The sequence below is a fragment of the Polaromonas sp. CF318 genome, assembly GCF_000282655.1.
Lineage (GTDB): Bacteria > Pseudomonadota > Gammaproteobacteria > Burkholderiales > Burkholderiaceae_C > Polaromonas.
On record NZ_AKIV01000102.1, the window covers coordinates 14,422 to 28,401 of the forward strand.

The following is a 13,980-nucleotide window of genomic DNA, read 5'->3' on the forward strand; positions in this document are numbered from 1 at the left end:
TCAGGCCAGGTCCGCCTCCAGCTTGCGGCCGTAGAGTGTCAGGCTCGCGGCCTTCAGCGCCTTCATCATGACCTTGGCCGCGGGTGAAGGCAGCCGGTCGGTGCGGGTGATGATGCCGAAGGCGTCCATGTGGCAGGGCATGTCCAGCGGCAACACCGAGACGATGCCGTGCGCCGCGTAATACCGCGCCACGTCGGCCGCGACCACGGCCACCATGTCGCTTTGCTGCAGCATGCGCGTGATGAAAAGCAGCGCCGAAGACTCGACCACGTTGATCGGCGGCGCCAGCCCGTCTTCCTGGAACATCAGCTCGAACCGGTGCCTCAGCACGCTGCCCGCGGGCGGCACGATCCAGGCGGCCGCCACCACGTCGCGCAGGGTCAGGCCCGACACTCCCAGCAAGGGATGGCCCGGCCTGGCCATGGCGCATACCGGCTCCTCGACCAGGGGCTCATAACGCAAATGGGTCTTGTCATGCTCGGCAAAAAGGCGCGCCACCAGGATGTCGAGCTTGCCCTGCTCCAGCCGCTCCAGCAGCACCGGGCTGGTTTCGATGTCCAGCGAAATGCGCAGGCTGGGGTGCTCCTGCTTGACCACGGCCACCGCGGGTGGCAGCAAGGCCAGCCCCGGCGAGGTGATCGCGCCGACGGCGACATGGCCGAAGTGCCCGGTCTTGAGCGCGGTGAGTTCGTCATGCGCCTGGTTCAGGCTGGCCAGCGCCATGCGCGCATGCCGGATCATGGTTTCGCCATACCAGGTCGGCCGCATGCCGCGGGGCAGGCGCTCGAACAGCGGCACTTCCAGGACGTCTTCCAGGTCCTTGAGCAGTTTGGAAGCCGCCGGCTGGGTCATGCTGAGCACCTGCGCCGCGCGGTGGATGTTGCCTTCCTCGGCCAGCGCGACCAGCAGCAGCAATTGCCGGGTTTTGAGCCTTGCGCGTATGAACCAGTGGTTGTAGGTGGTCATCGGGTTTTCCAGAATGCGTAGAACGATATCAATTTTGTCAAAAAAACGATTAGATTGATATCAAAATCGATTCTAGACTGCGTCGTTATGAAAAAGCATCTCTCATGAGATTCGGCGAACTGCAGCACACCGCCCGGCACTACATCAACGGGCGCTGGGAAACCGGCACCACCACGGGCATCAGCAGCAACCCCTCGGACACCCGCGAAGTGGTGAGCGAGTATGCGCGTGCCGACCGCAACCAGACCGAAGTCGCGATCCGGGCGGCCTCCGAGGCCTTGCCGCACTGGAGCCACAGCACCCCGCAACGCCGCGCCGACGTGCTCGACCAGATAGGCAGCGAGATCCTGGCGCGCAAGGAGGAACTGGGCATGCTGCTGGCGCGGGAAGAAGGCAAAACCTTGCCTGAAGGCGTGGGCGAAGCGGCGCGGGCGGGCCAGATCTTCAAGTTTTTCGCGGGCGAGGCGCTGCGCGTCCAGGGCGAGACCCTGGCATCGGTGCGGCCCGGCATCCAGGTGGACGTGACGCGCGAACCCGTCGGCGTGGTGGGCATCATCGCGCCGTGGAATTTCCCGCTGGCGATCCCGGCCTGGAAGATCGCACCGGCACTGGCTTACGGCAACACGGTGGTTTTCAAGCCGGCCGAACTGGTCGCCACCTGCGCCTGGGCGCTGGCCGAGATCATCAGCCGCTGCGGGCTGCCCGCGGGCGTGTTCAACCTGGTCATGGGCAGCGGCCGGGAGGTCGGGCAGGCGCTGGTCGACCATCCCCTGGTCAACGCGCTGAGCTTCACCGGCTCGGTGGCGACCGGCGAGCGCATTCTCCAGTCCGCGTCCGCGCGCCGCGCCAAGGTGCAGCTTGAAATGGGCGGCAAAAACCCGTTGGTGGTGCTGGCCGACGCCGACCTTGACCAGGCCGTCGAATGCGCGGTGCAAGGCTCGTATTTTTCGACCGGCCAGCGCTGCACCGCATCAAGCCGCCTGATTGTGGAGGCACCCGTGCACGACGCCTTCGTCGCCCGGCTGCGCCACCGCGTCGCCGCGCTCAAGGTGGGCCACGCGCTGGAGCAAAGCATTGAAATAGGGCCGGTGGTCGACCAGGGCCAGCTGGACAACAACCAGTCCTACCTGGAGATAGGGCGCAACGAGGGCGCCGAGCATGTCTGGGGCGGCGAATTGCTCGAACGCGCGACACCGGGGCACTATATGAGCCCGGCACTTTTCCTGGCCAGGCCGGAGCACCGCATCGCGCGCGAAGAGATCTTCGGGCCGGTGGCCTGTGTGTTGCGGGCCGATGACTTTGAGCACGCGCTGGCCCTGGCCAACGACACGCCTTTCGGCCTGTGCGCGGGCATCTGCACCACCTCCCTCAAGCACGCCACGCATTTCAAGCGCAACGCCGAGGTCGGCATGACCATGGTGAACCTGCCGACCGCGGGCGTCGACTTTCATGTGCCGTTCGGCGGGCGCAAGGGCTCGAGTTACGGCCCGCGTGAGCAGGGCCGCTACGCCGCGGAGTTTTACACCACGGTCAAGACCGGCTACGTGCTGGCCTGAACCACTTCGGATCACGGGAGATTTGTCAGTTTAATTTCAACCAAAGGAGACAACATGAAGATCCAACGCCGTACCCTCGCCGCCGCGCTCGCCTGCACCCCCCTTGCCGGTCTGCTGCCGGCTTCCGCATGGGCGCAAAAAGCCATCGTGCTGGGTTTCAGCCAGGTGGGCGCGGAAAGCGAGTGGCGCACCGCCAACACCGAATCCATCAAATCGGCCGCCAAGGACGCCGGCATCGAGCTCAAGTTTTCGGATGCGCAGCAAAAGCAGGAGAACCAGATCAAGGCCATCCGCTCCTTCATCGCGCAAAAGGTGGACGTGATCGCGTTCTCGCCGGTTGTCGAGTCGGGCTGGGAAACCGTGCTGCGCGAAGCCAAGGCGGCGAAGATCCCGGTGGTGCTGACCGACCGCTCCGTCAATGTGAAGGACACCTCGCTGTACGTCTCCTTCATGGGCTCCGACTTTGTGGAGGAAGGCCGCAAGGCGGGCCGCTGGCTGGTGGAAAAAATGAAGGGAACAAGCGGGCAGGTCAACATCGTCGAGCTGCAGGGCACCGTGGGCTCCGCGCCGGCCATAGACCGCAAAAAAGGCTTTGAGGAAATCATCAAGGCCGACCCGAAGTTCAAGATCATCCGCTCGCAGACCGGCGACTTCACCCGGGCCAAGGGCAAGGAAGTGATGGAAGCCTTCCTCAAGGCCGAAGGCAAGAAGATCAATGTGCTTTACGCGCACAACGACGACATGGCCATAGGCGCGATCCAGGCGATTGAAGAGGCGGGCATGAAGCCGGCGAAGGACATCACCATCATCTCCATCGACGCCGTCAAGGGCGCCTTCGAGGCCATGATGGCCGGCAAGCTCAACGTCTCCGTGGAATGCAGCCCTTTGCTGGGCCCGCAGTTGATGGCCGCGGTGAAGGACATCAAGGCCGGCAAGCCGGTTCAGAAACGAATCGTTACCGAAGAGGGAATCTTTCCGATGGAGGTGGCGGCCAAGGAGTTTCCCAAGCGTAAGTACTGAGCCGTGCCGGCACCACTGCACGGATACTGCAAGAATCATTGACAACAGACAAGGAGACAATTCATGAAGCGTATTTTTCTGAAGACTTTGCTGGCCAGCCTGGCCCTCACCGCCGCCGGTATCGCACCGCTGGCCCATGCGCAGGACAAAGGCAGCATCGGCATCTCCATGCCGACCAAGTCCTCCGCCCGCTGGATCGCCGACGGCGACAACATGGTCAAGGTGCTCAAGGAGCGCGGCTACAAGACCGACCTGCAATACGCCGAGGACGACATCCCGAACCAGCTCGCCCAGATCGAGAACATGATCACCAAGGGCGTGAAGGTGCTGGTGATCGCCTCCATTGACGGCACCACCTTGTCCAAGGCCCTGCAAAACGCGGCCGACAAAGGCATCAAGGTCATCGCCTACGACCGCCTGATCAAGGGCTCCAAGAACGTGGACTATTACGCCACCTTCGACAACTTCCAGGTCGGTGTGCTGCAGGCCACCAGCATCGTCGACAAGCTGGGCCTCAAGCAGGGCAAAGGCCCCTTCAACATCGAGCTCTTCGGCGGTTCACCCGACGACAATAACGCTTTCTTCTTCTACGACGGCGCCATGAGCGTGCTAAAGCCCTACATCGACAGCGGCAAGCTGGTGGTGCGCAGCAAGCAGATGGGCATGAACAAGGTGGGTACCCTGCGCTGGGACGGCGCCGTGGCGCAGGCGCGCATGGACAACCTGCTGTCGGCCTACTACGGCAAGGAAAAAGTCCACGCGGTGCTGTCGCCGTATGACGGCCTGTCCATCGGCATCCTGTCTTCCCTGAAGGGTGTGGGCTACTGCACCGCGCAGCAACCCTGCCCGGTGGTCAGCGGCCAGGACGCTGAAATCGCTTCCGTCAAGTCCATCCTGAAAGGCGAGCAGTACTCGACCATCTTCAAGGACACGCGCGAGCTGGCCAAGGTCACGGCCAACATGGTGGATGCCATGCTGTCCGGCAAAAAACCCGAGATCAACGACACCAAGACTTACAACAATGGCGTGAAGGTGGTGCCGTCCTATCTGCTCAAGCCCGTGGCCGTCGATGCGTCCAACTGGAACCAGGTGCTGATCGGCAGCGGTTACTACAAAGAATCCCAGATCAAGTAAGCATTCGCTGAAAAAAACGGAACAAACGGCCCCGTGCCGCAAGTCGCGGGGCCGTCAACGCCAAGAGGTGGCAATCACCTTGCATCAAAGGACAGGCATTGGAAACGATTCTGGAGATGCGCGACATCCGCAAGACCTTTCCAGGTGTTGTCGCGCTGAACAAGGTCAACCTGCGCGTGCGCGCGGGTGAGATCCATGCCATCGTCGGTGAAAACGGCGCCGGAAAATCAACCTTGATGAAGGTCCTCTCCGGCGTCTACCCGCATGGCTCTTACAGCGGCGACATCGTCTACGAAGGGCAGGAGCGCCGCTTCCTCGGCATCCACGACAGCGAGCAACTGGGCGTCATCATCATCCACCAGGAGCTGGCCCTGGTTCCGCTGCTGTCCATCGCCGAGAACATCTTCCTGGGCAACGAGACTGCGCAGCACGGTGTGATCGACTGGATGGCCGCGCACAGCAAGACGCAGGCCTTGCTGAAAAAAGTCGGTCTCAAGGAATCACCAGCCACACTGATCACGGACATCGGCGTGGGCAAGCAGCAGCTGGTGGAAATCGCCAAGGCTTTGTCCAGGCAGGTCAAGCTGCTCATCCTCGACGAGCCCACGGCCAGCCTCAACGAAAACGACAGCCAGGCCTTGCTGGACCTGTTGCTGGAACTCAAAGGCCATGGCATCACCTGCATCCTCATCTCGCACAAGCTCAACGAAATCTCCCGCGTGGCCGATGCGATCACCATCCTGCGCGACGGCAGCACCGTGGAAACGCTGGACTGCCGCGAAGAGGCCGTCAGCGAGGACCGCGTCATTCGCGGCATGGTGGGCCGCGAGATGGCGGACCGCTACCCGCCGCGCCAGCCGGAAATCGGCGAGACCGTGTTTGAGGTGCGCGACTGGAACGTCTATCACCCGCTGCACACCGACAGGAAATTCATCAAGGGCGTGAGCCTGCAAGTGCGGCGCGGTGAAATCGTCGGCATTGCCGGGCTGATGGGCGCGGGGCGCACGGAGCTCGCCATGAGCATCTTCGGCCGGTCCTGGGGTCGCCGCATCAGCGGGCAGGTGCTACTGAACGGCGAGCCCGTCGACGTCGGTACAGTGGAAAAAGCTGTTCGCCACGGCCTGGCCTATGTGACCGAAGACCGCAAGGGCAACGGGCTGGTGCTGAACGAAGACATCCAGTTCAATGTGTCGCTGGCCAACCTCAAGGGCGTTTCGAAAGCCGCGGTGATCGACAGCGGCAGCGAATACCAGGTCGCGCAGCGCTACCGGGAAAAACTGCGCATCCGCTGCTCCGGTGTCGGCCAGAAAGTCCTCAACCTCTCGGGCGGAAACCAGCAAAAGGTGGTGCTCGGGAAATGGCTGTTCACCAGCCCCGAGGTGCTCATCCTCGACGAGCCCACGCGCGGCATCGACGTGGGCGCCAAGTACGAGATTTACACCCTGATGGCCCAGCTTGCGGCCGAGGGGAAATGCATCATCGTCATTTCTTCGGAAATGCCGGAACTGCTGGGTATGACGGATCGCATCTACGTCATGAATGAAGGCCGTTTCATCGCCGAGATGCCCACGGCCGAAGCCTCCCAGGAAAAGATCATGCGCGCGATCGTGAAAGCAAGCTGAAATGAAGAACGAACCCTCCAACGCCACCATGCCACCGGCCAAAGCCGCGTCCGCAGGCGACAAATCACCGCTGGACTACCTGAAGCACAACTTCCGGGAATACGGCATGCTGGTCACGCTGGTGGCCATCATGGCCTTCTTCCAGTACATGACCGAGGGCACGCTGATGCAGCCCCTCAACCTGACCAACCTGGTGCTGCAAAACAGCTACATCGTCATCATGGCGCTGGGCATGCTGCTGGTCATCGTGGCGGGGCATATCGACCTGTCGGTGGGCTCGGTGTGCGGCTTCATAGGCGCGATGGCCGCCGTGCTGATGGTGCAGTACGACTGGCACTTCGTGCCCGCCTCGCTGCTGTGCCTGGGTTGCGGCGCGCTGATAGGCGCGCTGCAGGGATGGTTCGTCGCCTTCTTTCGCATTCCCTCTTTTATCGTCACGCTGGCGGGCATGCTGGTGTTCAAGGGGCTGGCGCTGGCGTTGCTGCAAGGCCAGTCGGTGGGCCCCTTCCCCGAGTCCTTCCAGAAGCTCAGTTCCGGCTTCATGCCGGACCTGCTGAGCAGCGAAGGCCTGCGCATGACGTCGCTGCTGCTGGGCGTGGTGCTTGCCGCCGTGCTGGCGGCCGCCGGCCTGCGCGCGCGGGCTCGCCAGATCAAGCACGGCATCCAGGCCGAGCCCGCCGTGTTCTTTTTTGTCAAAACCGCGGTGTTCGCCGCGCTGTTGATTTATTTCAGCTACCTGCTGGCTTCCTACCAGGGCCTGCCCAACGTGCTGATCGTGATGGCCGTGCTGATTTTCCTGTTCCACTTCATCACGGGGCACACCACGATAGGACGGCGCGTTTATGCACTGGGCGGCAACGAAAAGGCGGCCAAGCTCTCGGGCATCAAGACGGAACGCCTGGCCTTCTACACCTTCGTCAACATGGGCGTGCTGTCGGCGCTGGCGGGGCTGGTGTTCGCCGCGCGCCTGAACACCGCCACGCCCAAGGCCGGCCTGGGTTTTGAGCTCGACGTCATTGCCGCCTGCTTCATCGGCGGGGCTTCGGCTTCGGGCGGCGTCGGCAAGGTCATGGGCGCGGTGATAGGCGCGTTTGTGATGGGCGTGATGAACAACGGCATGTCCATCCTGGGCGTGGGCATCGACTACCAGCAGGTCATCAAGGGCGTGGTGCTGCTGGCCGCCGTGTTTGTCGACGTCTATAACAAAAACAAGGCATGAACCCTGCGGCCGTCCCAGAGGCGAATACCGCGGCGCCCGGCGCCGAGCTTTCCCCATGACCCCGGCCGGCACCTCCACCGACATCGCTCCCGTGCTGGAGCTCTCGGGCATCCACAAGCAGTTTGCCGGCATTGATGCGCTACGCGATGTGCGCCTGCGCCTGTATCCCGGTGAAATCCATGCCCTGATGGGGCAAAACGGCGCCGGCAAATCCACGCTCATCAAGGTCCTGACCGGCGTGCTGGAGGCCTGCGGCGGCCAGATGCAGCTGGCTGGCAAGCCGGTGTGGCCGGCTTCTCCCCTGGCCGCGCAGCGCCTGGGCATCAGCACGGTCTACCAGGAAGTCAACCTCTGCCCCAATCTGTCCGTGGCGGAAAACATTTTCGCGGGCCGCTATCCGCGGCGCGGCTTTGCGCAGGGATACGGCATCGCTTGGGCCGAGCTGAACCGCCGCGCGCGCGAACTCGTCGCGCGCGTCGGCCTGGACATCGACGTCACGCGCCTCTTGTCCAGCTTCCCGGTCGCGGTGCAGCAGCTGGTGGCCATCGCGCGCGCCATCAGCATCGAGGCCAAGGTGCTGATCCTGGACGAGCCCACTTCCAGCCTCGACGACGACGAGGTGCAAAAACTCTTTGAGGTCTTGCGCCGTCTGCGCGGCGAGGGCCTGGCCATTGTTTTTGTGACGCATTTCCTGAACCAGGTCTATGCGGTGTCCGACCGCATCACGGTGCTGCGCAACGGCGGCTGGGTCGGGGAATGGCGGGCCAGCGAGCTGGGGCCGCAGGCATTGATCGCCGCCATGCTGGGTCGGGAGTTGGCCGCGCAATCCGCAAACGCCCCGGCAACTTCCGCATTTGATGACGCGGTGCCGGCGCTTTTGCAGGCCGAAGGACTGGGCCAGGCCGGCCAGTTGCAGCCCGTGGACCTGCGCGTGCGTGCCGGCGAGGTGCTGGGCCTTGCCGGCTTGCTGGGCGCGGGCCGAACCGAGCTGGCGCGCCTGCTGTTCGGCCTGGAGGCGCCGGACCGCGGGGTGCTCAGGATCGACGGCGGGACAGTCGCTTTTTCCAGCCCCGCCGACGCGATCCGGCACGGCCTGGCCCTGTGCCCCGAGGAGCGCAAGACCGACGGCATCGTGGCCGAGCTGTCGCTCCGCGAAAACATCGCGCTGGCGCTGCAAGCCCGCATGGGCATGCGCCGGTTTTTGTCGCGGGCCGAGCAGACCGCGCTGGCCGAACGTTTTGTCCAGGCCATGGGCATCAAGACCGCGAGTGTGGACACGCCCATAGGATTGCTGTCGGGCGGCAACCAGCAAAAAGCCATGATCGCGCGCTGGCTCGCGACCGAACCGCGCCTGCTGATCCTGGACGAGCCGACGCGCGGCATCGACGTGGCCGCCAAGCAGGAAATCATGGAGCAGATCCTGCGCCTGGCGCAGGCCGGCATGGCCGTGATCTTTATCTCCTCCGAAATGAGCGAGGTGGTCCGTGTGGCGCACCGCATCGTGGTGCTGCGCGACCGCCGCAAGGTGGGCGAGCTGCCGGCCGGCAGCAGCGAAGACGCCGTTTACGAACTGATTGCGGCCGAGCATGCTTGAAAAAAACCACCCCCTCAATGTCATGCGGCACCGGCTGGCCTGGCCGCTGCTCACGCTGCTCCTGCTGTTGGTGGTGAACACGGTGTTCAATGCCAGCTTTCTGCATATCGAGTGGCGCGACGGCCACCTCTACGGCAGTCTCATCGACATCCTCAACCGGGCCGCGCCGCTGGTGCTGGTGTCGCTGGGCATGACCATGGTGATCGCCACCCGCGGCATCGACATTTCAGTGGGGGCCGTGGTGGCCATCGCCGCCGCGCTGGCCGCCTGGATGATAGGCGGCTCGGTGTCGGCGGGCGTGAGCCGTTTCCCGATGCCGCTGGCGATTCTTGCCGCGCTGGGCATCGCGCTGCTGTGCGGGCTATGGAACGGGCTGCTAGTCGCCAGGGTGGGTATGCAGCCCATCATCGCCACGCTGATCCTTATGGTGGCGGGCCGCGGCATCGCGCAGCTCATCACCGGCGGGCAGATCATTACCATCTATTACGCGCCGTTTTTCTTCCTGGGCAGCGGCTACCTGCTGGGCCTGCCTTTTTCGCTGTTTATCGTGGTGCTGGTGTTTGCCCTGCTGTACCTGGCAGTGACGCGCACCGCCCTCGGGCTGTTCATCCAGGCCGTGGGCATCAACCCGACCGCGGCGCGCGTTGCCGGCGTGCAGGCGCGGCGCCTGATCGTCGCGGCCTACGCTTTTTGCGGCCTGTGCGCGGGCATCGCGGGCCTGCTGATCAGCTCCAACGTCAAAAGCGCCGACGGCAACAATGCGGGCCAGCTGCTCGAGCTTGACGCCATCCTGGCGGTCACGCTGGGCGGCACCGCGCTCACCGGCGGGCGCTTCAGCCTGGTGGGCAGCGTGATAGGCGCGCTGATCATCCAGACCCTGACCTATGCCATTTATTCGCTGGGCGTGCCGCCCGAGATCAACCTGGTGGTCAAGGCCGTGGTGGTGTTTGTCGTGATGCTGCTGCAGTCGCCGGAGTTCCGGGCCGAAATCGCCATCTGGGTACGGCGGCCGGCCGTGCGGGGGATGCGGCCATGAGCGCGACGCTGAAAGCCGCCACCGGGAAAGCCGCGCCCCGCCCGCAGCCGCCGGCCGCGCCGGCTTCCCGCTTCAATCCCAAATACCTGCCGCTGGCGGCCACCATTTCGCTGTTTGTCGCCATGGCGAGCCTGGGCTCGGTGCTCTACAGCGGCTTCTTTTCTGCGCAGGTCTTCCTTAACCTGCTGGTGGACAACGCCTTCCTGGTCATCGTCGCCGTCGGCATGACCTTTGTCATTCTTTCGGGCGGCATAGACCTGTCCGTCGGTTCCGTGGTGGCGCTGACCACCATGGTGTCGGCCGCGCTGGTGGAGCAGCACGGCTGGAGCCCGGCCGCGGTGATCCCGCTGGTGCTGCTCATGGGCACGGCTTTCGGCGCTTTCATGGGCTTTTTGATCGAGCGTTTTCGCCTGCAGCCCTTTATCGTGACGCTGGCCGGGATGTTTCTGGCGCGCGGCCTGTGCTACCTGATCAGCGTCGACTCCATCAGCATCACCAACGAGTTTTATTCGGAGGTCTCGCAACTGCGCATTCCCCTGTGGGAAGACGCCTCGCTGTCGATCAGCGCCCTGATTGCAGTCGCGGTGCTGCTGGCGGCGGTGTTCATCGCGCACTGCACGCCTTTCGGCCGCACCGTCTACGCCGTCGGCGGCAATGAGCAGTCCGCGCTGCTGATGGGCTTGCCGGTGCGCCGCACGCTGGTCGGGGTTTACACGCTGTCCGGTTTTTGCTCGGCGCTGGCCGGTGTGGTTTTCACTTTCTACATGCTGTCGGGCTACGGGCTGCACGCCACCGGCCTGGAGCTGGACGCCATCGCCGCCGTGGTGATAGGCGGCACCCTGCTCAGCGGCGGCGTGGGTTACGTGGCCGGCACCCTGTTCGGCGTGTTGATGCTGGGCATCATCCAGACCCTGATTTCTTTCGACGGCAGCCTGAGTTCCTGGTGGACGCGCATTGTCGTCGGCGTCCTGCTGTTTGTTTTTTGCCTGCTGCAACGGCTGCTGGTGAAGCGCACACCCACCTCTTCCTGAAACGACCCCACATCACCCCATGACAAGCACCAAAAGAAAATTGCGTTCCACCGAATGGTTCGGCTCGGCCGACAAAAACGGTTTTATGTACCGCAGCTGGATGAAGAACCAGGGCATTCCCGACCATGAGTTCGACGGCCGGCCCATCATCGGCATCTGCAACACCTGGTCGGAACTCACGCCCTGCAATGCGCACTTCCGCAAGATCGCCGAGCATGTGAAGCGCGGCATTTCGGAGGCGGGCGGTTTTCCGGTGGAGTTCCCGGTGTTCTCCAACGGCGAGTCCAACCTGCGGCCTACCGCCATGCTCACCCGCAACCTGGCCAGCATGGATGTGGAAGAGGCGATTCGCGGCAACCCGATTGATGCCGTGGTGCTACTCACCGGCTGCGACAAGACCACGCCCGCGCTGCTGATGGGGGCGGCGAGCTGCGACATCCCGGCCATTGTGGTGACCGGCGGGCCCATGCTCAACGGCAAGCTTGAAGGCAAAAACATCGGCTCCGGCACGGCGGTGTGGCAGCTGCACGAGTCGCTGAAGGCGGGCGAAATCCAGCTGCACCAGTTCCTGGCGGCCGAGGGCGGCATGTCGCGTTCGGCCGGCACCTGCAACACCATGGGCACGGCCTCCACCATGGCCTGCATGGCCGAGGCGCTGGGCACCTCGCTGCCGCACAACGCGGCGATTCCCGCGGTGGACGCGCGCCGCTATGTGCTGGCGCAGATGTCGGGCGCGCGTGCCGTCGAGATGGCGCGCGAAGGGCTGACGCTGTCGAAAATCCTCACACGCGAAGCTTTCGAAAATGCGATCCGCGTCAACGCCGCCATCGGCGGCTCCACCAACGCGGTGATTCACCTCAAGGCCATCGCCGGCCGCATCGGCGTGCAGCTGGACCTGGAGGACTGGACGCGCATAGGCCGCAACACGCCCACCCTGGTCGACCTGCAGCCCTCCGGCCGTTTCCTGATGGAAGAGTTTTACTATGCCGGCGGCCTGCCCGCCGTGCTGCGCCGCCTGGGGGAGAACGGCCTGCTGCCGCACCCCGGCGCGCTCACCGTCAACGGCCGGTCGATATGGGACAACGTGCGCGAAGCCCCGCAGTACAACGACGAGGTGATTCGCCCGCTTGACAATCCCCTGATCGCCGACGGCGGCATTTGCATACTGCGCGGCAATCTGGCGCCGCGCGGCGCGGTGCTCAAACCTTCCGCGGCATCACCGGAGTTGCTCAAGCACCGCGGCCGCGCGGTTGTGTTCGAGAACCTGGAGCACTACAAGGAGCGCATCGTCGACGAGAACCTCGACATCGACGCCAGCTGCGTCATGGTCATGAAAAACTGCGGTCCCAAGGGCTACCCCGGCATGGCCGAAGTCGGCAACATGGGCCTGCCGCCCAAGCTGCTGCGCCAGGGCGTCAAGGACATGGTGCGCATCTCCGACGCGCGCATGAGCGGCACCGCTTACGGCACCGTGGTGCTGCACGTGGCGCCCGAAGCCGCGGCCGGCGGGCCGCTGGCCGCCGTGCGCGACGGCGACTGGATAGAACTCGACTGCGACCAGGGCCGCCTGCACCTGGACATCAGCGACGCCGAACTCGCCGAACGCCTCGCGGCGCTGCAGGGCAAGGCCGCGGCGGGCATGCGGGGCGGCTACCAGCGCCTGTACGTTGAGCACGTGCTGCAAGCCGACGAGGGCTGCGATTTTGATTTCCTGGTCGGCTGCCGCGGCTCCGAAGTTCCCCGCCATTCCCACTAGTCCGTGAATCCGTGAAGCTTCCTCCAACCTAGATCACATCCATGACCACGCTCCGCCAGCCGCGCTACCGCGGCATCTTCCCCGTTGCCCCCACCACCTTCACCGAGACCGGCGAACTGGACCTCGAGAGCCAGAAGCGCTGCATCGACTTCATGATCGACGCCGGCTCGGACGGCATCTGCATCCTGGCCAACTTCTCCGAGCAATTCGTGTTGTCGGACGAAGAGCGCGAAACCCTGACCCGCACCGTCCTTGAACATGTGGCCGGCCGCGTGCCGGTGATTGTGACCACCACCCATTTCGGCACCAAGATCTGCGCCGAGCGCAGCCGCCGCGCGCAGGACATGGGCGCCGCCATGCTGATGGTCATGCCGCCCTACCACGGCGCCACCTTTCGCGTGAGCGAGCCGCAGATCTACGAGTTTTACGCGCGCCTGTCGGATGCGGTCAGCATCCCCATCATGATCCAGGATGCCCCCGCCAGCGGCACCGTGCTTTCGGCCTGCTTCCTCGCGCGCATGGCCCGCGAGATCGAACATGTCGCCTATTTCAAGATCGAAACCGCCGGCGCGGCATCCAAGCTGCGCGAGTTGATCCGCCTGGGTGGCCGCGCCGTGGAGGGCCCCTGGGACGGCGAAGAGGCCATCACGCTGCTGCCCGACCTCGACGCCGGCGCGACCGGCTCCATGACCGGCGGCGGCTACCCCGACGGCATTCGCCCCATCATCGAGGCGCACCGCGCCGGTGATCACGAAAAGGCCTATGCCCTTTACCAGCAGTGGTTGCCGCTGATCAATTACGAAAACCGCCAGGCGGGGCTGCTGGCCGCCAAGGCCTTGATGAAGGAGGGCGGCGTGATCGCCTGCGAGGCGCCGCGCCACCCTTTTCCGGCCATGCACCCGGACACGCGCGCCGGGCTGCTGGCCACCGCCAGGCGGCTTGATCCGCTGGTGCTGCGCTGGGGGCGGTAGGCGCCGAGGGTGCCCCGGGTGCGGGGTTCAGGCCTGCGCCGTCTCGGCCTGCCCATGGTTTATTGGAGCAATTAC

Annotated in this window: 11 protein-coding genes; 10 read left to right on the forward strand and 1 reads right to left on the reverse strand. The window is 64.4% G+C overall.

All coding sequences use genetic code 11. The annotated features are described in order from the left end of the window. Positions 1–966, reverse strand: a complete 966-nt coding sequence (locus PMI15_RS18655; protein WP_007872735.1) for a LysR substrate-binding domain-containing protein — start codon at positions 964–966, stop codon at positions 1–3. Positions 967–1,070: 104 nt separating this feature from the next. Between PMI15_RS18655 and PMI15_RS18660 the strand changes: the two genes are divergently transcribed. The 10 genes from PMI15_RS18660 (at position 1,071) to PMI15_RS18705 (ending at position 13,905) form a co-directional block, all read left to right on the forward strand. Beyond that, positions 1,071–2,522: an aldehyde dehydrogenase family protein gene (locus PMI15_RS18660; protein ID WP_007872736.1), complete on the forward strand. Its 1,452-nt coding sequence runs from the start codon at positions 1,071–1,073 to the stop codon at positions 2,520–2,522. Positions 2,523–2,576: 54 nt separating this feature from the next. Further along, complete coding sequence (locus PMI15_RS18665) at positions 2,577–3,542, forward strand: ABC transporter substrate-binding protein (protein WP_007872738.1); 966 nt, start codon at positions 2,577–2,579, stop codon at positions 3,540–3,542. Between the two features lie 63 nt (positions 3,543–3,605). Next, the gene (chvE, locus tag PMI15_RS18670) at positions 3,606–4,676 is read left to right on the forward strand and encodes a multiple monosaccharide ABC transporter substrate-binding protein (protein ID WP_007872742.1); all 1,071 of its coding nucleotides are present in this window, start codon (positions 3,606–3,608) and stop codon (positions 4,674–4,676) included. A 116-nt stretch (positions 4,677–4,792) separates the two neighbouring features. Continuing rightward, on the forward strand, positions 4,793–6,298 hold the full coding sequence (gene mmsA, locus PMI15_RS18675) for a multiple monosaccharide ABC transporter ATP-binding protein (RefSeq protein ID WP_036839944.1): 1,506 nt from the start codon (positions 4,793–4,795) through the stop codon (positions 6,296–6,298). 1 nt (position 6,299) lies between these two features. Next, entirely contained in the window at positions 6,300–7,517 is a 1,218-nt protein-coding gene (gene mmsB, locus PMI15_RS18680; protein ID WP_007872746.1) for a multiple monosaccharide ABC transporter permease, read from the forward strand. A gap of 55 nt (positions 7,518–7,572) precedes the next feature. Beyond that, a complete protein-coding gene (locus PMI15_RS18685; protein ID WP_007872748.1) occupies positions 7,573–9,111 on the forward strand; it encodes a sugar ABC transporter ATP-binding protein in 1,539 nt (512 codons plus the stop codon). After that, entirely contained in the window at positions 9,104–10,147 is a 1,044-nt protein-coding gene (locus tag PMI15_RS18690; protein ID WP_007872750.1) for an ABC transporter permease, read from the forward strand. Before PMI15_RS18685 ends, PMI15_RS18690 begins: the two co-directional genes overlap by 8 nt. Then, positions 10,144–11,178 carry a galactofuranose ABC transporter, permease protein YjfF gene (yjfF, locus tag PMI15_RS18695; protein ID WP_007872752.1) on the forward strand — a complete coding sequence of 345 codons (1,035 nt, stop codon included), beginning with the start codon at positions 10,144–10,146 and terminating at the stop codon, positions 11,176–11,178. The genes PMI15_RS18690 and yjfF overlap by 4 nt, the downstream gene beginning before the upstream one ends. A gap of 19 nt (positions 11,179–11,197) precedes the next feature. Further along, entirely contained in the window at positions 11,198–12,934 is a 1,737-nt protein-coding gene (locus tag PMI15_RS18700) for an IlvD/Edd family dehydratase (protein ID WP_007872754.1), read from the forward strand. A 41-nt stretch (positions 12,935–12,975) separates the two neighbouring features. Then, on the forward strand, positions 12,976–13,905 hold the full coding sequence (locus tag PMI15_RS18705) for a dihydrodipicolinate synthase family protein (RefSeq protein ID WP_007872756.1): 930 nt from the start codon (positions 12,976–12,978) through the stop codon (positions 13,903–13,905). Positions 13,906–13,980 lie beyond the last annotated feature (75 nt).

Bases quoted from the DNA above. Each gene is read 5' to 3' on its own strand.
- PMI15_RS18690 (WP_007872750.1), top strand. From the start codon at position 9,104: ATGCTTGAAAAAAACCACCCCCTCAATGTCATGCGGCACCGGCTGGCC.
- PMI15_RS18700 (WP_007872754.1), top strand. From the start codon at position 11,198: ATGACAAGCACCAAAAGAAAATTGCGTTCCACCGAATGGTTCGGCTCG.
- PMI15_RS18665 (WP_007872738.1), top strand. From the start codon at position 2,577: ATGAAGATCCAACGCCGTACCCTCGCCGCCGCGCTCGCCTGCACCCCC.
- chvE (WP_007872742.1), top strand. From the start codon at position 3,606: ATGAAGCGTATTTTTCTGAAGACTTTGCTGGCCAGCCTGGCCCTCACC.
- mmsA (WP_036839944.1), top strand. From the start codon at position 4,793: ATGCGCGACATCCGCAAGACCTTTCCAGGTGTTGTCGCGCTGAACAAG.
- PMI15_RS18655 (WP_007872735.1), bottom strand. From the start codon at position 966: ATGACCACCTACAACCACTGGTTCATACGCGCAAGGCTCAAAACCCGG.
- PMI15_RS18705 (WP_007872756.1), top strand. From the start codon at position 12,976: ATGACCACGCTCCGCCAGCCGCGCTACCGCGGCATCTTCCCCGTTGCC.
- mmsB (WP_007872746.1), top strand. From the start codon at position 6,300: ATGAAGAACGAACCCTCCAACGCCACCATGCCACCGGCCAAAGCCGCG.
- yjfF (WP_007872752.1), top strand. From the start codon at position 10,144: ATGAGCGCGACGCTGAAAGCCGCCACCGGGAAAGCCGCGCCCCGCCCG.
- PMI15_RS18685 (WP_007872748.1), top strand. From the start codon at position 7,573: ATGACCCCGGCCGGCACCTCCACCGACATCGCTCCCGTGCTGGAGCTC.
- PMI15_RS18660 (WP_007872736.1), top strand. From the start codon at position 1,071: ATGAGATTCGGCGAACTGCAGCACACCGCCCGGCACTACATCAACGGG.